15 protein-coding genes are annotated in these 16,492 nt (G+C 69.4%); 7 read left to right on the top strand and 8 right to left on the bottom strand.

The features are described 5' to 3' along the window. Positions 1–390 precede the first annotated feature (390 nt). Positions 391–1,353, bottom strand: a complete 963-nt coding sequence (locus HNR73_RS08290) for an N-acetylglucosamine kinase (protein ID WP_184786703.1) — start codon at positions 1,351–1,353, stop codon at positions 391–393. A gap of 147 nt (positions 1,354–1,500) precedes the next feature. Between HNR73_RS08290 and ngcE (HNR73_RS08285) the strand changes: the two genes are divergently transcribed. Continuing rightward, positions 1,501–2,934, top strand: coding sequence for an N-acetylglucosamine/diacetylchitobiose ABC transporter substrate-binding protein (gene ngcE / locus HNR73_RS08285; protein WP_184786702.1), 1,434 nt, complete (start codon positions 1,501–1,503; stop codon positions 2,932–2,934). Positions 2,935–3,051: 117 nt separating this feature from the next. On the opposite strand, the gene HNR73_RS08280 is transcribed toward ngcE (HNR73_RS08285), so the two are convergent. The 4 genes from HNR73_RS08280 to HNR73_RS08265 are packed head-to-tail and all read right to left on the bottom strand — an operon-like array spanning position 3,052 to position 6,845. Next, positions 3,052–3,978: an ABC transporter substrate-binding protein gene (locus HNR73_RS08280; protein ID WP_311677292.1), complete on the bottom strand. Its 927-nt coding sequence runs from the start codon at positions 3,976–3,978 to the stop codon at positions 3,052–3,054. Between the two features lie 7 nt (positions 3,979–3,985). After that, entirely contained in the window at positions 3,986–4,807 is an 822-nt protein-coding gene (locus HNR73_RS08275) for an ABC transporter ATP-binding protein (RefSeq protein WP_184786701.1), read from the bottom strand. Then, positions 4,804–5,853 carry a FecCD family ABC transporter permease gene (locus tag HNR73_RS08270; RefSeq protein WP_239121960.1) on the bottom strand — a complete coding sequence of 350 codons (1,050 nt, stop codon included), beginning with the start codon at positions 5,851–5,853 and terminating at the stop codon, positions 4,804–4,806. Before HNR73_RS08270 ends, HNR73_RS08275 begins: the two co-directional genes overlap by 4 nt. Beyond that, a complete protein-coding gene (locus tag HNR73_RS08265; RefSeq protein ID WP_184786700.1) occupies positions 5,850–6,845 on the bottom strand; it encodes a FecCD family ABC transporter permease in 996 nt (331 codons plus the stop codon). The genes HNR73_RS08270 and HNR73_RS08265 overlap by 4 nt, the downstream gene beginning before the upstream one ends. 281 nt (positions 6,846–7,126) lie before the next feature. On the opposite strand from HNR73_RS08265, the gene HNR73_RS08260 reads away from it, so the two are divergent. From HNR73_RS08260 to HNR73_RS08240, 5 genes are all read left to right on the top strand, one after another. Beyond that, complete coding sequence (locus tag HNR73_RS08260; protein WP_184786699.1) at positions 7,127–8,095, top strand: MurR/RpiR family transcriptional regulator; 969 nt, start codon at positions 7,127–7,129, stop codon at positions 8,093–8,095. Between the two features lie 63 nt (positions 8,096–8,158). Further along, positions 8,159–8,911: a sugar isomerase domain-containing protein gene (locus HNR73_RS08255; protein WP_184786698.1), complete on the top strand. Its 753-nt coding sequence runs from the start codon at positions 8,159–8,161 to the stop codon at positions 8,909–8,911. A gap of 24 nt (positions 8,912–8,935) precedes the next feature. Beyond that, positions 8,936–10,387, top strand: a complete 1,452-nt coding sequence (gene ngcE, locus HNR73_RS08250) for an N-acetylglucosamine/diacetylchitobiose ABC transporter substrate-binding protein (RefSeq protein ID WP_184786697.1) — start codon at positions 8,936–8,938, stop codon at positions 10,385–10,387. 39 nt (positions 10,388–10,426) lie between these two features. After that, positions 10,427–11,353 carry a carbohydrate ABC transporter permease gene (locus HNR73_RS08245; RefSeq protein ID WP_184786696.1) on the top strand — a complete coding sequence of 309 codons (927 nt, stop codon included), beginning with the start codon at positions 10,427–10,429 and terminating at the stop codon, positions 11,351–11,353. 11 nt (positions 11,354–11,364) lie between these two features. Continuing rightward, complete coding sequence (locus HNR73_RS08240) at positions 11,365–12,255, top strand: carbohydrate ABC transporter permease (protein ID WP_203685805.1); 891 nt, start codon at positions 11,365–11,367, stop codon at positions 12,253–12,255. Positions 12,256–12,851: 596 nt separating this feature from the next. On the opposite strand, the gene HNR73_RS08235 is transcribed toward HNR73_RS08240, so the two are convergent. The 3 genes from HNR73_RS08235 to HNR73_RS08225 all read right to left on the bottom strand — a co-directional run bounded on the left by HNR73_RS08235 (position 12,852) and on the right by HNR73_RS08225 (position 15,876). Beyond that, positions 12,852–13,946, bottom strand: a complete 1,095-nt coding sequence (locus HNR73_RS08235; RefSeq protein ID WP_184786694.1) for a C45 family autoproteolytic acyltransferase/hydrolase — start codon at positions 13,944–13,946, stop codon at positions 12,852–12,854. A gap of 11 nt (positions 13,947–13,957) precedes the next feature. After that, on the bottom strand, positions 13,958–14,965 hold the full coding sequence (locus HNR73_RS08230; protein WP_184786693.1) for a phosphotransferase: 1,008 nt from the start codon (positions 14,963–14,965) through the stop codon (positions 13,958–13,960). Between the two features lie 134 nt (positions 14,966–15,099). After that, a complete protein-coding gene (locus tag HNR73_RS08225) occupies positions 15,100–15,876 on the bottom strand; it encodes a PadR family transcriptional regulator (RefSeq protein ID WP_184786692.1) in 777 nt (258 codons plus the stop codon). A 317-nt stretch (positions 15,877–16,193) separates the two neighbouring features. Between HNR73_RS08225 and HNR73_RS08220 the strand changes: the two genes are divergently transcribed. Then, complete coding sequence (locus HNR73_RS08220; protein ID WP_184786691.1) at positions 16,194–16,388, top strand: hypothetical protein; 195 nt, start codon at positions 16,194–16,196, stop codon at positions 16,386–16,388. Positions 16,389–16,492: the final 104 nt, after the last annotated feature.

The raw sequence follows: 16,492 nt of genomic DNA, 5'->3' as shown, positions 1-16,492 counted from the left end.
CCCGCTAAGGACGACTGTCACTTCGCGGCCCGCTCAGACCGGGGACCCGGCCGCGTTTCCCCGCTTTCGCCGGGATCCGGCACCGGCGGCCCGGTCTAGGGCGTGCTGCTTGGCGGTCTACCTCCGCTGGGTACTCGCCCGCAGCCGCTTCCCGATAGGCGAGTCTCGCTTCGCGGCCCGCCCATCGAGGGCCCGGCACCGGCGGCGGGCCGAGCCCGATCCCATGCCTGTCAGGCGCCAAGGGCGAGCCCTCGCTTCGTGGCTCCCGCAGGCCGGGACCCCGCAACGGTCGCGTGGGCGAGTCTCGCTTCGCTTCCCCGCCGCCCCCGGGAACCCGCCCGCGTTCCAGCACCGCGCAGAACCCTCCCCGCGCCGGGGCCTTGACCCGCCCTAACCTCCCGCGGTGAACACTCCGTGCGCCGCCACCGCGTCCGGCAGGTACGGGTATGCGGCGAGCCACGCGGCGCCGGCGGCGCCGTCGCGAGCGGTGTGCAGTGGCGCGGTGGGGAATCGTGCGGTGAGTTGTGTGCGGACGCCGATGCCGACGCGGGTTGTCTCGGTGAGGAGGCTGCCGCCGAGGACGATGGGGGTGTCGGCGCCGGTGTGTCGCACTGAGGCGATGGTCGTGGTGAGGAGGGTGGCGGCTTCGTCGAGGAGGGCGGTGGCCTGGGGGTCGCCGTTGTCGGCGGCGGTGGTGACGAGGCGGGCGTATGCGGCGAGTTGCAGGGGTGGGCGGTGGGCGATGACGTCGATGAGTTCGCGCGTGGCGGGTCTGGTGGGTCCGGGCCAGGCGGCGGTGATGACGGCTTCGGCGAGGGGCCCGGTGGGGAGGTGTCCGTCGAGGACTTTGAGGGCGACGCGGGCGGCTTGGCGGCCGAGCCAGTATCCGGATCCTTCGTCGCCGAGTAGCCAGCCGTAGCCGTCGGCGCGGCCGGTGAGGTGGCGGTCTTCGATGGCGGCGGCGATGGCGCCGGTGCCGCCGATGGCGACGGTTCCGGTGGGGGCGGGTGTCGCGGCGGCGAAGGCGACGGTGAGGTCGGTGTCGATGGCGACGGGCGCGTCGATGCCGAGGCCGGTCCAGACCTGGGACAGCTGTGCGCGGTTGGCGGGGTCTTCGTAGGGTTGCCCGCCGGCCAGGCCGAGGTGGAGGGCGCGGATCCGGGCGGGGTCGTGGTCGCCGATCGCGGCGGCGGCGGCCTCGCCGATGGCCTTCAGGGAGGCGGGCAGGCCGTGGGATGTCGGGTTGCCGCCGGGCCCTTGAGCGGCGCCGACGCGCTCGCCGTCCAATGTGGCCAGTAGTGCTCGGGTGGACGTGCCGCCGATGTCGAAGCCGAGCACCAGATCCTTGTGCATCGGGCGATCGTACGCGCGGAGGTGTCGCCGGGCTGTTCGGTGGGTGTCGGCGAGGCGGCCGTGTGTGTACGTTGGGCCGCTGTCGGGGTAATTTACCCTCCCAGTCGTGAATTCGTGTCACGCGGTGACGCTCGAAGGAGAACGTCGGTGCCCCCCAAACCGCCGTCAGGCAGTACCCGTCGTCAGATGCTGGGCCGCGGCGCGGCCGTCGCGGCAGTCGCCGGTCCCGCGGCGGGCTGGCTGTCGGGGTGTTCTCCCGCCGAAGAGGAGGGTTCGGCCCCGCTTCCGTTGAGCAACAACGGCGGACCGTCCAATCCGTTCAACGTCGACGGGACCCGTGCCCTCGACGTGGTCATCTTCGACGGCGGTTACAGCGACCGTTACGCCGCCGAGGGCCACGAGGTCATCTACCACAACCGGTATCCCGAGGCGCCCATCGAGCACATCGCGGTCACGCAGATCAGTGAGGTCCTCAATCCGCTGCTGGTCGCCGGCCGCCCGCCGGACGTCGTCAACAACTCCGGTGCCCACCAGGTTCCCGCCGAGCGGCTCTTTCACGACGGTGCTCTCACCGACTTGACGTTGCTGCTCGACGCGCCCTCCTTCGACGATCCCGACGTCAAGGTGCGCGACACTCTGCGGCCCGGGATCGTCGACGACGGGTCTCTCGGACCGTCGGGGCAGCGGCGCATGCACATGCTCTACTACGGCTACACCGCTTTCGGCCTGTGGTACGACAAGGCCCTGTTCGATGAGCGGCAGTGGAAGGTCCCGGCGGGCTGGGGCGAGTTCATCGATCTGTGCGGCACGATCCGCAGCCAGGGCGTCTCCCCGTTCGTCTACCAGGGCCAGTACCCCTACTACCTCCTCGAACCGTTCATGACCCTCGCGGTGCGCCACGGTGGTGTCGACATCGCCGAGGCCATCGACGACCTCGAACCCGACGCTTGGAACAACGACTCGGTCCGCGCGGCCGCGCAGGCCCTCTACGATCTCGGCGCGGCCGGGTACATCCACAACAAGGCCGCCTCGGCCACCCACACCGAGGCCCAGGATCTGTGGAACGCCGGGGAAGCGGCGTTCGTGCCCTGCGGGACGTGGCTGGAGAACGAGCAGCGCGACAAGACTCCACCCGATTTCCAGATGCAGATCATGGCCATGCCCGCCCTCGAAGGCAGCATCTCTCCGGGGACGGTCTGCGCCAGTGGGACCGAGGCGTTCATCGTGCCGGCGCTGGCCCGCAATCAGGCCGGTGGTCTGGAGTATCTGCGGATGATGCTGTCGAAGGAGGGGTCGAAGCAGTTCACCAGCCGGGTGTCGTCGCTGACGTGCGTGGCCGGTGCCGAGGAGGGCCTCGACGCGCCGGGTGTGCGTTCGACCAATGAGCTGCTGAAGTCGGCCGGTGAGGACCTCTACGCGTTCTATTTCGACAAGCGTTACCGGACTTTCGCCGACGACGTGGTGGGTCCGGCGATCCGCAAGCTGCTGGTCAACTCGCTCAAGCCGGACCGTTTCGTGGCCGACATGCAGGAGGCGACCGACCGGCTGCGCAAGAGCGGCGCCAAGCAGAACCTCGTGTGACGGCCGATGTGACACGGCGGGTGCCGGTCCCCGGTGAGAGGGGACCGGCACCCGCCGTGCGCCGTTCGCGGTGTCCAGGCCCCCACCTCGGGCCAGGCTCGTGTCGCGTGGTGGCGGCTATGTCAGTTTCGCGGCGAGGTCGTCGAGGATCATGTTCGCGGCGGTGACGCCGATCCCGGTCATCCAGATCTCGTCGTTGACGGTGTAGGCCTTGCCGTTCTCGACGGCCGACATGCCCTTCCACAGGGAACCGTCGGTGACCTCTTCGAGGGCGGCGGTGGCGTCGGCGCCGTAGGCGCAGTAGAACAGGACGTCGCCGTCGGCGTCGTCGATCTTCTCCTGGGAGACCTTCGCGAAGCGCTTGTCGTCGGCGCCGTTGAGTTTCTGGAAGTCGGGCCGGTCGAGGCCGGCGTCGGCGACGACGATTCCGGAGAAGGAGTCGGGTCCGTAGACGCGGATGTGGTCGGGCATGAACCGGACGATGCCGACTTCGAGGTCGGCGGCGCCGTCGATGTCCTCGCCGACGGTCTCGGCGCGGTTCTCGTAGGCGCCGAGCAGGTCGGCGGCGGTGTCCTTCTTGCCGAGGGCCTCACCGTCGAGGAGGAAGTTCTCCTTCCAGGTGATGCCGACCTTCTCGGTGAACACCGTGGGGGCGATGGCGGAGAGTTCGTCGTAGAACTGTTCCTGGCGGAACTTCGTGCCGAGGATCAGGTCGGGGTGGAGGCCTTCGATGGCCTCCAGGTCGGGTTCGGTGAGGGTGCCGACGACCTGGACGGTGCCGACGGCGTCGCCGAGGTAGGTGGGCAGTCCGGTCTGGTCGGCGACGGCCGCGCCGACCGGGGTGATGCCGAGGGTGACGGCGGTGTCGAGCTTGTCGGTGTCGAGGACGACGACGCGCTGGGGCGTCAGCGGGACCTCGGTGGTGCCCATCGCGTGGGCGACCGGGTGGGTGTCGCCGGTCTGCTGACCGGCGGGCGGGTCGCTCTTCCCGCAGGCGGCGAGGCTCAAGGCCAGGCCTGCGGCGACCAGCACCGTGCGAAGCACCGGACGGCTACGAATGAGTGGGTTCTCCTGTCGTGATGTGGGGTATCACCAGCGGTTTGCCGGTGACGGGGCAGGCGACCACGGCGCAGCGGAGCCCGAAGACGGCCTCCACGTTCGCCGCGGTGATCACCTTGTCGGGTGACCCCTGCGTGATGACGCGGCCGTCGCGCATGGCGATGACCTCGTCGGCGTAGCGGGCGGCCTCGTTGAGGTCGTGCAGGACGGCGACGATGGTCCGGCCGTCTTCGGTGTTGAGGCGCCGCAACAGGTCGAGGACCTCGATCTGGTGGGCGAGGTCCAGGTAGGTCGTGGGTTCGTCGAGCAGGAGCGTGTCGGTGTCCTGGGCGAGGATCATGGCGATCCACACGCGCTGCCGCTGCCCGCCGGAGAGGGTGTCGACGGGCCGTGCGGCCAGGTCGGCGACTCCAGCCAGGGACAAGGCCCGGGCGACGGCCTTTTCGTCGGCGGGTGACCATTGCCGCCACCAGCTCTGGTGGGGGCTGCGGCCGCGCGCGACGAGGTCGGTGACGCTGACGCCTTCGGGGACCAGGGGGCTTTGCGGGAGGACGGCCAGGCGCCGGGCGAGCCGGCGGGTGGGGATCTGGTGGACGTCGGCGCCGTCGAGGGTGACGGTCCCGGCGAGGGGCTTGTGGAGGCGGGCGATGGTGCGCAGGAGCGTGGACTTGCCGCAGGCGTTGGGTCCGATGATGACGGTGAAACGGCCGGCGGGGATCTGTGCGTCGAGGCCGTCGATGACGACGCGGCCCCGGGGCGGTTTGCCGTAGGCGACGGTGAGGCCGTGGACGGCCAGGCGCGGTTCGGGGTTCATGTGGACGTGCCTTTCGCTCCACGGCGGATCAGCAGCAGGATCAGGTAGGGGCCGCCCAGGACGGCGGTGACGACACCGGCGGGCAGGGGAGTGGCGAAGAGGTTGCGGCCGAGGAGATCGGCGACGACCGTCAGCAGCGCCCCGGTGAGGGCCGCGGTGAGCAGGGGCGGGCGTTCGGTGCGAGTCAGGCGCCGGGCGACCTGCGGGGCGACGAGGGCGACGAATTCGATGGCGCCGACGTTGGCGGTGGCCACCGCGGCCAGGGCGATGCCGATGGCGGCCAGGCCGACGCGGCGGCGGGTGACGTGGACGCCGAGGCCGCGGGCGGTGTCGTCGTCGAGGGCGGTGGAGTTCATCGCCGACGACGCCCACAGCAGTGCCGGGAGGAGCACGGTGATCGCCGCGGCGATCATGGCCGTCTCGTTCCAGCCGCGTCCGCTCAAGGTGCCGATGATCCAGATCTGGGCGCGCTGGGCGTCGATGGCGTCGGCGCTGATGAGGAACATCTGGGTGACGGCCCGCAAGGCCACGGCCACGGCGATCCCGGCCAGGACGAAGCGGTTGGCGCCCATCCCGCCGCGCCCGGCTATCGCGAAGACCAGCAGCGCGGCGAGGAGTGCCCCGGCGAGGCTGGAACCGACCAGGACGCCTATGCCCAGGCCGCCGGTGAGCGCGATCGTGGCGGCCAGCCCGGCGCCCTGGGTGACGCCGATGACGTCGGGACTGGCCAGCGGGTTGCGGGCCACCGACTGGATGAGCGACCCGGCCAGCCCGAAGGCCGCCCCTGCCACGACGGCCAGGACCGTGCGCGGCAGGCGGAGGGTGTTGACGGTGACCTGGTAGCCGGTGTCGGCACCCAAGACGGTGTCGAGGACGTCGGGGAAGGCCACGAAGGTCCGCCCGAACGACAGCGACGCGGCCACGGCCGCGGCGAGCGCGGCCAAGAGCAGCATGGTCACCGCGATGGATCGTCGGCGCAGCAGGAAGGAGGCGCCCGACACGCGGATGAGCGTGCGGCCGGTGGGGCGCAGCGTAGGGGCGCTCACGCGGCGACCAGCCGTGCCCGGCGGACCAGGACGATCAGCAGTGGCGCGCCGATGACGGCGGTGACGATCCCGGCCGGGACCTCGCCGGTGGGCAGGACGACCCGGCCGATGACGTCGGCCGACAGCAGCATCACCGGCCCGAGGATCAGCGACAGGGCCAGGATCCACCGGTGGGCGCCGCCGACGAGGGCGCGGGCCAGGTGCGGAATGGCCAGGCCGATGAACCCGATCGGTCCGGCCGCGGCGACCGCCGCGCCGGTCAGCAGCGCCACGGCGAAGGCCCCGGCGAGGCGGACGCGGGCGACTTTGTGGCCGAGGCCCGCGGCCATGTCACCGCCGAGGACGAGGGCGTCGAGTCCGCGCGCGAGCCAGGCCGCCAGCAGCAGCCCGGCGATGAGGAACGGCGCGACCTGCAACGCGATCTGCGGGGTCCGGCCGGCCAGGGAACCCGCGACCCAGAAGCGGTAGCCGTCGAAGGTCGTGGCGCTGGCGGCGAGGATCGCGTAGACCGCGCCGCCGATGGAGGCGTCGAGGGCGGCACCGGCCAGGGCCAGCGTCACCGGGCTGGCCCCGTCGCGGGACCGCGCGGCGACGAGGTAACCGGCCATCCCGGCCACCAGTGCCCCGGCGATGCCGAACCAGACGTACTGGGTGAGCAGGCTCAGCCCGAACACCGACATCGCCAGGACCACTCCGAGACTCGCCCCGGCCGACACGCCCAGGATCCGCGGGTCGGCGAGCGGGTTGCGCGTCAGGGCCTGCATGATCACGCCCGCCACGGCCAGGCCCGCGCCGACGACGAGACCCACGACGGTGCGCGGCACCCGCAGCGAGCGGATCACCTCGGCGTCGGGAGCGTCCGGGTCGAACAGGGCCGCCAGCGCGTTGAGCGGATTTATCGCCCGGGCACCCACGGTCAGTGACAGAACGACCACGGCGAGCAGTAGAACCGATGCCGACAGCAGCAGGGCACCACGCCGTGCACCGGGCATTGGTAACTCCTTTTTTCGCCGCCGGCCAGATCCAGTAAGGCGCACCTTACTTCCTGCCGACGGTGATGGCCCGTGGGCTGACCTCGGTAATCGCCCAGACCACAATCGACACGAACTGTTCGGCGATCAGTGACGAGCGCATGAACGCACCGTTACGAAAAGTCTCGGCTGTGAAAAGATTTCCCGCCCGCTATTGACGATCGCCTCAAGAAGGTAAAAGTTCTTCTCAAGCCGGATCGTGCTTCACGTCACCGGCAAGGCGCAAAGGAGCGTTGCACACCATGACCGAGCACGAAACCGAAGCGGGTCCGGCCACCACGGCCGACGACCCCACCGGCGGCGTGCTGGTCCGCATCCGCACCGCTCAGCACGAACTCACCGGAGCCCTGCGCAAAGTCGCCGAACAAGTACTCGCCGACCCCGCAGGCGCCGCTCGCAGCACCATCGTCGAACTCGCCGAACGCTCCGGCACCTCACCGGCCACCATCACCCGCTTCTGCCGGGCGCTGGGCTTCGACGGATACGCCGCCCTGCGCGTGGCCATCGCCACCGCCTCCGGCCGCGCCGCCGCCTCCAACGGCTGGACCGTCGACATCGGCCGCGAGATCGCCCCCGAAGACCCCCTCGACCTCGTCTTGGGCAACATCCTCGCCGCCGGCGTCGCCAGCCTCCAGGACACCGCCGCCCTCATCGACATCACCGCCGTGGCCAGCGCCGCCGACGCCATCAGCCGCGCCGGCCGCGTCGACGTCTACGGCATCGGCGGCAGCGCCCTCGTCGGCGCCGAACTCCAATCGGGCCTCCACCGCATCGGCATCCCCATCTGGGCCTGGCGCGAAGTCCACGACGGACTCACCAGCGCCGCCCTCCTCGGCGAAGGCGACGTCGCCATCGCCGTCTCCCACTCCGGCTCCACCGTCGAGACCATCGAGATGCTCGCCGAAGCCTCCAGCCACGGCGCCCTCACCATCGCCGTCACCAGCTACCTCGCCGCGCCCATCACCGACGTCGCCGACATCGTGCTCACCACCTGCACCCAGGCCCGCAGCTTCCGCGCCGACGTCCTGGCCGCCCGCCACTCGCAGCTGCTCGTCCTCGACCTGCTCTACGTCGCCGTCGCCCAGCGCACCTTCCGGCGCACCAACACCTTCTTCGCCTCCACCTCGCGCGCCGTCGCCGCGCACCGCACCGACCGGCCCCTCAACGGAGACCCACCGACACCGCGGGACCCCGTGCAAGACAACTCTTAGGTATCTGTAACGTTCAACGACCCCCACACCCCACCCCCCTCGACCAGAAGAGGAGCCCCGCCCATGAGCGTCGACGCCAACGCCTACGTCGAGGCACTCGACAAGGTCCTCAAGACCGTCATCGCCACCCAGACCGACAAGGTCTCCCAGGCCGCCGAACTCATCAGCGCCTCCCTGAGCGACGACGGCGTCCTCCAGGTCTTCGGCACCGGCCACTCCGAAGCCCTCGCCATGGAACTCGCCGGACGCGCCGGCGGACTCGTCCCCACCAACCGCGTCGCCCTCCGCGACCTGGTCCTCCTCGGCGGACACCCCGCCGCCATCCTCGACGGCGGCCTCCTCGAACGCGACCCCGCCTACGCCCGCGAGCTCTACACCCTCACCGGCGCCCGCCACGGCGACGTCTTCGTCATCGCCTCCCAGTCGGGCATCAACGGCTCCATCGTCGAATTCGCGCTCACCGTCGCCGAACACGGCCACCCGCTGATCGCGATCACGTCCACCGACCACAGTGCCAAGGTCCCCCCGCGGCACCCCTCGGGCAAACGACTGCTCGACATCGCCGACGTAGTGCTCGACAACTGCGCTCCGTACGGCGACGCGCTACTGCCACTGCCCACCGGCGGTGCGGTCTGCGCCGCCTCCTCCATCAGCGCGGCGCTGCTCGCGCAGATGGTCGTCGCCGAAGTCGTGCGGCGACAGCTCGACGGCGGTGAGGTGCCACCCGTGTACCTATCCGCGAACGTCCCCGAAGGGGACGCCCACAACAACACCCTCGAGTCGCGGTACGCCGGACGCATCCGGCGCACCGCGTGACCCGAACCCAGGAGAGACAACACCATGGCATCTGAAACCACCCCCAACGAGGCCGGCGACCTCACCCGCCGCTCCGTCCTCAAGACCTCGGCGGCCCTCGGCCTCCTCGCCGTCCCCGCCGTAGGCCTGCTCAGCGCCTGCGCCTCCGGAGGCGACGACGGCGGCGACGACGTCGAGGCCAGCGGCGACGCCAAGAACCCCTTCGGCGTCGACCCCAAGAAGCCCCTTGAGGTCGTCATCTTCCCCGGCGGGTTCGGCAAGGACTACGCCGAGAAGCAGAAGACGGTGTACAACACCAACTTCCCCGAGGCCGTCGTCACCATCAACGCCATCGAGGACCTCCGCGCCGAGCTCGCCCCGCGCTTCCAGGGCAAGACCCCGCCGGACATCCTGCAGAACGAGGGCGCCAACAAGATCCCCCACGGCGAGCTCATCGCCAACAACCAGTACCACGACCTGCAGCCCCTGCTGGACGCCCCGACCCTTGACGACCCCAACGTCAAGATCAAGGACATCCTGTACCCGGGCGTCGTCGAGTCGGGGACCTTCAAGACCACCGACGGCTCCTCGAAGTTCTTCGTGCTGAAGTACACCTACTCCATGTGGGGCCTGTGGTACTCCCAGCAGCTCTTCGACGAGAAGAAGTGGACCGTCCCCACCACGTGGGCCGAGCTGATGACCCTGTGCGCGCAGATCAAGAAGGACGGCGTCGCCCCCTTCACCTACACCGGCGTGCACACCTACTACATCCGCGACATGTTCGTGACGCTCGCCTGCCGCCACGGCGGCACCGACGTCATCAAGAACATCGACAACCTTGAGCCCGACGCGTGGAACCACCCGTCGGTGCTCGCCGCCGCCGAGGCCCTCTACAGCCTCAAGAAGCAGGGCTTCATCCTCGGTGGCTCCGAAGGCCTCGACCACCGCCAGTCGCAGGCCCGCTGGGTCAAGCAGGACGCGGCGTTCATCCCGGTCGGCGGCTGGCTGGAGAACGAGGAGAAGGACATCCTCAAGAAGGAGTTCGAGATGCGCCTGATGGCCGTGCCGCCGCTCGACGGCTCGGTCAACCCCCAGGCCATCAACGCCGGTGCCGGCGAAGGCTACGCCGTTCCCGCCGACGGCAAGAACGTCCAGGGCGGCCTGGAATGGCTCCGCGTCATGCTGTCGGCCAAGGGCCGTGAGGCCTTCGGTGCCGACGCCGGTACCCCGACGGTCGTCAAGGGCGCCAAGGAAGGCCTCCCGCTGGAGGACAAGCCCGGCCTGAAGTCCATGGTCGGCCTGCTGGAGTCCAACGGCGACTTCGCCTTCCAGGCGATGATCGGCGACTGGTACCCGCAGTTCGGCGACGGCATCTGGGGCCCGGCCCTCGGTGAGCTGATGTCCAACGCCAAGAACGCCGCGGAGTTCGTCGAGGCCTGCCAGAAGGGCGCCGACGCCATCGCCTCCGACGACTCCATCGAGAAGCAGAAGCGCTAGGTCAGCGAAGAGGACAAGGGCTTAAGGACGAAGACGGTCATGAAGCAACGCAAAGGCCTGTTCATCACGTCGTTTCTGGTGCTGCCGGTGGCGCTCTACGCCATCATGGTGATCTCGCCGTTCCTCCAGGCGTTCTACTACTCGATGACGAACTGGACGGGGACCAACCCCAACTACAAGTTCGTCGGCCTGGACAACTTCAAGCGACTGTTCACCAACGAGTTGTACTCGGTGTACCTGATCCCGGCGTTGAAACACAACGCCTTCCTGCTCATCGCGATGCCCGTGATCGTCATCGCCCTTGCCCTGTTCTTCGCGTTCATGCTCAACGTGGGCGGACGCAGCAGGGGAAGCCGTATCCGCGGAGTCGGCGGATCGAAGTTCTACAAGATCGTGTTCTTCTTCCCACAGGTCCTCTCGGTGACCGTCGTGGGCGTGCTGTGGGGCGCGATCTTCCGTTCCGACGAATACGGCTTCCTCAACAGCATCCTGGCCCTGGTCGGCATCCCGACCAAGCCCAGCGGCTGGCTCTCCGACCCCGACATCGTGCTCCTGCTGGTCATGCTCGTCATGATCTGGAGCTCGGTGGGTTTCTACCTCGTCTACTTCTCGGCGGCGATGAGCTCCATCCCCACCGAGATCTACGAGGCCAGCATGCTCGACGGCGCCAGCCGGGTCCAGACCTTCTTCAAGGTCACCCTGCCCCTGCTGTTCGAGTCGGTGCAGACCGCCTGGATCTACCTGGGCATCATCGCCCTCGACGCCTTCGCGCTGGTGTTCGTCATGACCCCCGAACAAGGCGGGCCGAACCACTCCAGCGAAGTCCTCGGCGGCGTCATGTACCACTACTTCAGCAGCAGCAAGGCCGCCGTCGCCTGTGCCGTCGGCGTGGTGCTGTTCTTCTTCACCTTGACGCTCGTGATGGTGTCACTGCGGGCAACCCGGCGTGAGCGGGTCGAGTACTGATGGGAGCCACGATGCAGACCGACACCCGCGCGCCGGAGAAGGGCACCGCCACCACCGGAACGCGCAAGCAGCCCAAGAGCGGTGGCGTGCTCAACGTCTTCTCCCACGGCTTCCTCGCCTTGTGGGCGATCATGATCATCGTTCCCCTGGCGTGGGTCGTGATGACCGCGTTCAAGAGCGACGACGAGATCTTCACCGACCCGCTGGGCCTGCCTTCCCAATGGCACTGGGAGAACTTCACCCGCGCCTGGGAGAAGGCCGGTATCGGCGACTACTTCCTCAACACCGTCCTGGTCGTCGGCGGCGGTGTCGCCCTGACCATGCTGCTGGGCTCCATGGCCGCCTACGTCCTGGCGCGCTACGAGTTCAGGCTCAACAAGTTCTTCTACCTGATGTTCGTCGCCGGAATGATGTTCCCGGTCTTCCTGGCCCTGGTCCCGCTCTACTTCATCGTGGACAACCTCGGCCTGCTCGGCACCCACTTCGGCCTGATCCTGGTCTATACGGCCTATTCGCTGCCGTTCACGGTGTTCTTCCTGGCGGCGTTCTTCAAGACCCTCCCGCACGGAGTCGCCGAAGCGGCGATGATCGACGGTGCCGGACACTACCGCCTGTTCTTCCAGGTCATGATGCCCATGGCCCGCTCGGGACTGGTCTCGGTGGCCATCTTCAACATCATCGGGCAATGGAACCAGTTCCTTCTGCCACAGGTGCTGATGCCCGGCGAAGGCAACAACCTCCTCGCCGACGGCATCGCCAGCGTGGCGGTGTCCCAGCGCTATGACCCCGACTTCTCGGGTCTGATGGCCTCGATGGTGATCGCGATGATCCCCGCGTTCGTCGCCTACGTCATCTTCCAGCGCCAGATCCAGGCCGGACTGACCGCCGGCGCGATCAAGTAGGTCCTCTTCCCCGGCGGCGCCGGGCGGCCACTGTGGATGGCCGCCCGGCGCCGTTTGCGTGTGGGGGACGGGGACGGTGAGTTCTCGCCGCCGCTTCACGGCCGCGCACGTGAATACGGACCCGCCCCGACCCGGCTGAGCGCCGTGCCGACGTGTCCACCGGTGGCCGCCGCCTTTAGTCCGGCCGCCGTGCCGCGCATGGCCGGGAGCCCATGATCGGTGTGGGGTGCGCGGCGGGCACGAGCCCTGTGCCGCGTGACCTTTCGGCGAGCGCCCCGCCTGACTCCACCGTCGTCTTGCGCCGGCCTCTGGCTTCACGACCGGCGTGAGTGCGGGATCTCCCGCCAATCCCGCACCCATGAGCCTTCCGCGAGCCCGCAGCGGTCACCGGCTCCCAGCGATCGTGGATCGCTGGGAGCCGGTGACCGCGTCGAAGACGGGGGAAGACGACGGCGCCGGTCATCGCTGAGTTCACCGGCGTCCCGGCCGAGCTGCGGCCTGTAGAGACCCGCGAGGAGGCATCCTCTTCTGCCGCCACCGCGCCGCCAGGCCACGAGCCCTCCCGCCCGCCCCACACCCTTCCCCACAGCGGTCCTCTACAACGCCACCGTCGTGTACTCCGACTCGCACGGCGGTCCGGCCGTGTAGGCCAGTTCCCGCGTGTCGACGTCGATCACGACCGACAGCGCGGTGTGGATCCGCTCGTGCGGGGCCTGCGTCGCGATCGGGTGGCGGCACAGGGCGTTGGCGCCGTTGACGTGATCGCGCAGGCGCTCGCCGATGCCGGCCGGGTCGACGGGGCCGGTGCCGAGGAGTTCGGTGAGGCGGTCGTTGCGGTCGTAGGTGGTGGGCGGCCAGTGGCGCCAGGTCTCGGTGACGCCCAGGGAGGCGGGGTCGGTGAAGTGGTTGGCGTGGACGAGGACGCCGTGGCAGTCGATGCGGTTGGCGGCCACGGGGGACAGTTCGATGTCGGCGACGGCCTCGGGTCCGCCGACCATGAAGTTCGCCGAGTTCGACACGGTCTTGTCGCTCAGGCCGGTGGTGAGGTGGCCGACGGCCTCGTCGACGGTGTCGCTGTGCAGGGCGCGCCAGGTGCGCAGGTGGAAGGGGATCCCGGCGCGGGTCCAGTCGTCGGAGTCGCTGGTGAGTCCGTTGACGCACAGGGCGATGCCGGCGTCGTTGACGCCGATTTTGATGCCGGCGATGCCGGCTTCGGTGAAGCCGAGGATGGTGCGGCCTTCCTCTTCGACGCGCAGGAGGGCGCAGCGCACGTCGGGGAACCAGTCCCAGTTCTGGCCGATGCGCTGGCGGCCGTCGGTGGCGGCGTCGCGCAGGATCCCGAAGGAGGTGCACTCGTCGATGTCGTGGGCGACGCCGGCGGCGCTCCAGGCGCTGTAGAGGACCTCGTAGCGGGCGTTGAGCCACGCGATCGTGGTCAGCGGCTGTCGGCTGCCCTCGGCGATGCCGTCCATCATGGCCCGGTAGTCGGGGTCGGCCTTGGTGAAGACCTCCAGGAACACCTCGGCGCGCGCGCGGATCTCGTCGTCGCCGAGTCCGGCGTCGTCGTGGAGTCTTCGCGTGTAGAGGGCGATGTTGTCGGCGATGTCGGCGGCGAGCGCGCGGCCGTGGGTCAGGCCCTTCTCGTACGGGGTGCCGGTGAGGGTCAGGTGCGGGAGGGGGGTGGTGGTCATGGCGGCCAGTGTTACACGGTGAGGGCGGTCATGACCTCGTCATATCTGGCCGTCCACCACTGGAGCAGCGCCGCCTGTCCGGCCAGGAGGTGGTCGGAGGCGGGGTTCTTGCGCAGGTAGTGCCATTCGACGATCCAGTTCTCGGTGAGGCGTTCCCACCACAGGCGGTGGACGCCGTCGGCGATGGCGGGGGCGCCGATGTCGAAGACGCGGCGGTATCCGGCGACGAAGGTCTGGGCGCGTTCGAGGTCGAAGCCGCGTTCGTCGCCGTAGGTGAAGAAGAAGGTGGCGGCGCGGACGAGTTCGCGGGCGTAGGGGCCGATGCGCAGGCGGTCCCAGTCGAGGACGGCGATGACGTCGTCGGTGCGGTCGAGCAGGACGTTGTGGGGGTGGAAGTCGCCGTGGACGTAGCCGGCCATGGTGGTGGGGATCTGTGGTGGGTAGCGGTCGGCCAGGCGCAGGAGCATGCCGCGTTTCATGCGCAGGGTGCGTTCGGCGAGGCGGTCGAAGTCGGTGTTGCCGTTGCGGCTGTCGACGACGTCGAGGAGGCGGTCGATGTTGGTCAGCGCCTGCACGGCGGGTGCTGCCGAGGCCTGGTAGGGGTGGGGTGGTGTGGGCAGGGTGCGGCGGAGGGTGCCGTGGATGCGGCCGAGGGTGGCGCCGAGTTCGGCGCAGCGTTCGATGGTCATCGACAGGCCGGAGCGGTGGACGCCGGTGACCCAGGGGAAGACGCCGTATTCGTGGCCGGAGATGAGGATGGTGTCGGTGTTGTGCTGGGTGAGTACGGGCAGTGGTACGGGGACGCCGACGGCGGCCAGGGCACGCAGGACGCGGATCTGGAAGGCGAGCTGGGGGCCGCGCACGTCGAGGAAGAGTTTGAGGACGTAGCTGCCGGTGTCGGTGTCGACGCGCCAGTTCTTGTTCATCATGCCGGTGGCCACCCGGTGGATTTTGTGCACCCTGCCCAGTCGCCATTGGGCGATAACGGTGGCCGGGGGCGGCGCGGAGGTCAACACCATGAGGTCACGGTATTCGGTCGGGGCGCGTGGGTGGGCACCGGAGGCGGTCTGATTCGTCGTGGTGGTGCGCGAAACAGGCCCGGTGTGCGCGGTTTCGCGCGGGCACCGGGCCTGTGTGGTGGTGCGGGCCGGGGCTAGTCGACGGTGTCGTCGCCCTCGTCGTCGGTGTCGACGCTCGGCGGGGTGGCCGGCTCGTCTTCGGCGAGGATGCGGTAGAGGCCGCGGCGGGCCTCGCCGAGCAGTTCGCGTGCCTTGCCGAGCTGGCCGGGTCCGCCGGCGGCGGCGACCTGCTGGGCGGCGGTCACGACCAGCCCGATGAGGCGCTGGTATTCGACGGCCTCGTCGTCGACGGAGGACTGGAGGTTTTCCCACGGGTCGCGCAGGCGGTCGGGGTTGGCCTCGGTGTAGGTGCGTCCTTCGTCGGTGAGTTCGAAGGTGCGTTTGCCGTCGATGTCGACGGCCCGGACGAGTCCCTCGTCTTCCATCTGCTGGAGGGCGGGGTAGATCGAGCCGGGGCTCGGGCGCCACATGCCGCCGCTGCGGCTGGCCAGTTCCTGGATGAGCTGGTAGCCGTTGCGGGGTTCCTCGACGAGGAGGCTGAGGATCGCCGAGCGGACGTCGCCGCGCCGCATGCGGGGGCGGCCGCGCCTGCCGTGTTGCGGTCCGAAGCCCCAGGGGCCGGGGGGAGGCATGGGCACTCCCGGCGGCATGGGCGGGAGTGGTGCTCCCGGGGGCATGGGCGGCATGGGGACTCCCGGGGGGAAGCCGCGCATGTCGCGGTCGTGGCCGCGGTGGTGTCCGTCGCGTCCGCGTCCGCGGTGGCCGCGCTCGGAGCGGCGGTGGGCCCGGAGTCGTTCGCGGGGGTCGAAGCCGGGGCCGTTGAACCAGTGTTCTTGGTGATGATCGGTCATCGGAATGCTCCTGTCTATCGAAGTAACTCAACGATATATCGAAAGTGTTCGGGCGGCAAGGGTGACGGCGGTCATGGACCGACCTTTGGCCGGTGACCAGCGGCGCCAGGGGCAAACGGCGGAGACGAAAACGACCACACGGCCGAGTCGGCCGCGAAAGACGAGCGGGGGAGTCCGCACTGCCCGTAACGGCCTCACTTGCGGACCCGACGGCACTGCCCCCACCGGCATACCCCCAGCTCACAGCCCCACCGGGAGCGTCAATCACCTGTCCGGCCGGTGCCGCCGGTGGCGCGGGTGCTCTACCGTCGGTTGCTATGAGTTATGAGCAGTACGGAGGCGGCTACGCCGGGCGCCAGGAAGTCACCGTGTCGGCCGGGACGGCCTTCAAGATCGGCTTCTTCGGGGCCTTCGGCGCCATGGTCGCCGGGATCATCCTCTCGGTCATTTTCTTCGTCGTCGGCCTGCTGCTGGCCGCCGCCGGCGTCGGGTTCCTCAACGAGCTCGGCTGATCGTCGCGGCTGCTCAGCCACTACGGCAACGAGCAGCCGAGGACGCACTAGCCGTTCGGTCGGTTCCATAAACCCTTTGGCGTATCCTGTCCTGGCGTAAAGAC

Origin of the sequence: Phytomonospora endophytica (assembly GCF_014202425.1) — a bacterium.
GTDB lineage: Bacteria > Actinomycetota > Actinomycetes > Mycobacteriales > Micromonosporaceae > Phytomonospora > Phytomonospora endophytica.
Note: the sequence above shows the minus strand (reverse complement) of the source record. Positions and strands in the feature narration are given on the sequence as shown.

What these genes read in the sequence shown, in the direction of transcription:
- HNR73_RS08290 (WP_184786703.1), bottom strand. Translation starts at nt 1,353, where the DNA reads ATGCACAAGGATCTGGTGCTCGGCTTCGACATCGGCGGCACGTCCACC.
- HNR73_RS08275 (WP_184786701.1), bottom strand. Translation starts at nt 4,807, where the DNA reads ATGAACCCCGAACCGCGCCTGGCCGTCCACGGCCTCACCGTCGCCTAC.
- HNR73_RS08265 (WP_184786700.1), bottom strand. Translation starts at nt 6,845, where the DNA reads ATGCCCGGTGCACGGCGTGGTGCCCTGCTGCTGTCGGCATCGGTTCTA.
- HNR73_RS08260 (WP_184786699.1), top strand. Translation starts at nt 7,127, where the DNA reads ATGACCGAGCACGAAACCGAAGCGGGTCCGGCCACCACGGCCGACGAC.
- HNR73_RS08255 (WP_184786698.1), top strand. Translation starts at nt 8,159, where the DNA reads ATGAGCGTCGACGCCAACGCCTACGTCGAGGCACTCGACAAGGTCCTC.
- ngcE (WP_184786697.1), top strand. Translation starts at nt 8,936, where the DNA reads ATGGCATCTGAAACCACCCCCAACGAGGCCGGCGACCTCACCCGCCGC.
- HNR73_RS08245 (WP_184786696.1), top strand. Translation starts at nt 10,427, where the DNA reads ATGAAGCAACGCAAAGGCCTGTTCATCACGTCGTTTCTGGTGCTGCCG.
- HNR73_RS08240 (WP_203685805.1), top strand. Translation starts at nt 11,365, where the DNA reads ATGCAGACCGACACCCGCGCGCCGGAGAAGGGCACCGCCACCACCGGA.
- HNR73_RS08235 (WP_184786694.1), bottom strand. Translation starts at nt 13,946, where the DNA reads ATGACCACCACCCCCCTCCCGCACCTGACCCTCACCGGCACCCCGTAC.
- HNR73_RS08230 (WP_184786693.1), bottom strand. Translation starts at nt 14,965, where the DNA reads ATGGTGTTGACCTCCGCGCCGCCCCCGGCCACCGTTATCGCCCAATGG.
- HNR73_RS08225 (WP_184786692.1), bottom strand. Translation starts at nt 15,876, where the DNA reads ATGACCGATCATCACCAAGAACACTGGTTCAACGGCCCCGGCTTCGAC.
- HNR73_RS08220 (WP_184786691.1), top strand. Translation starts at nt 16,194, where the DNA reads ATGAGTTATGAGCAGTACGGAGGCGGCTACGCCGGGCGCCAGGAAGTC.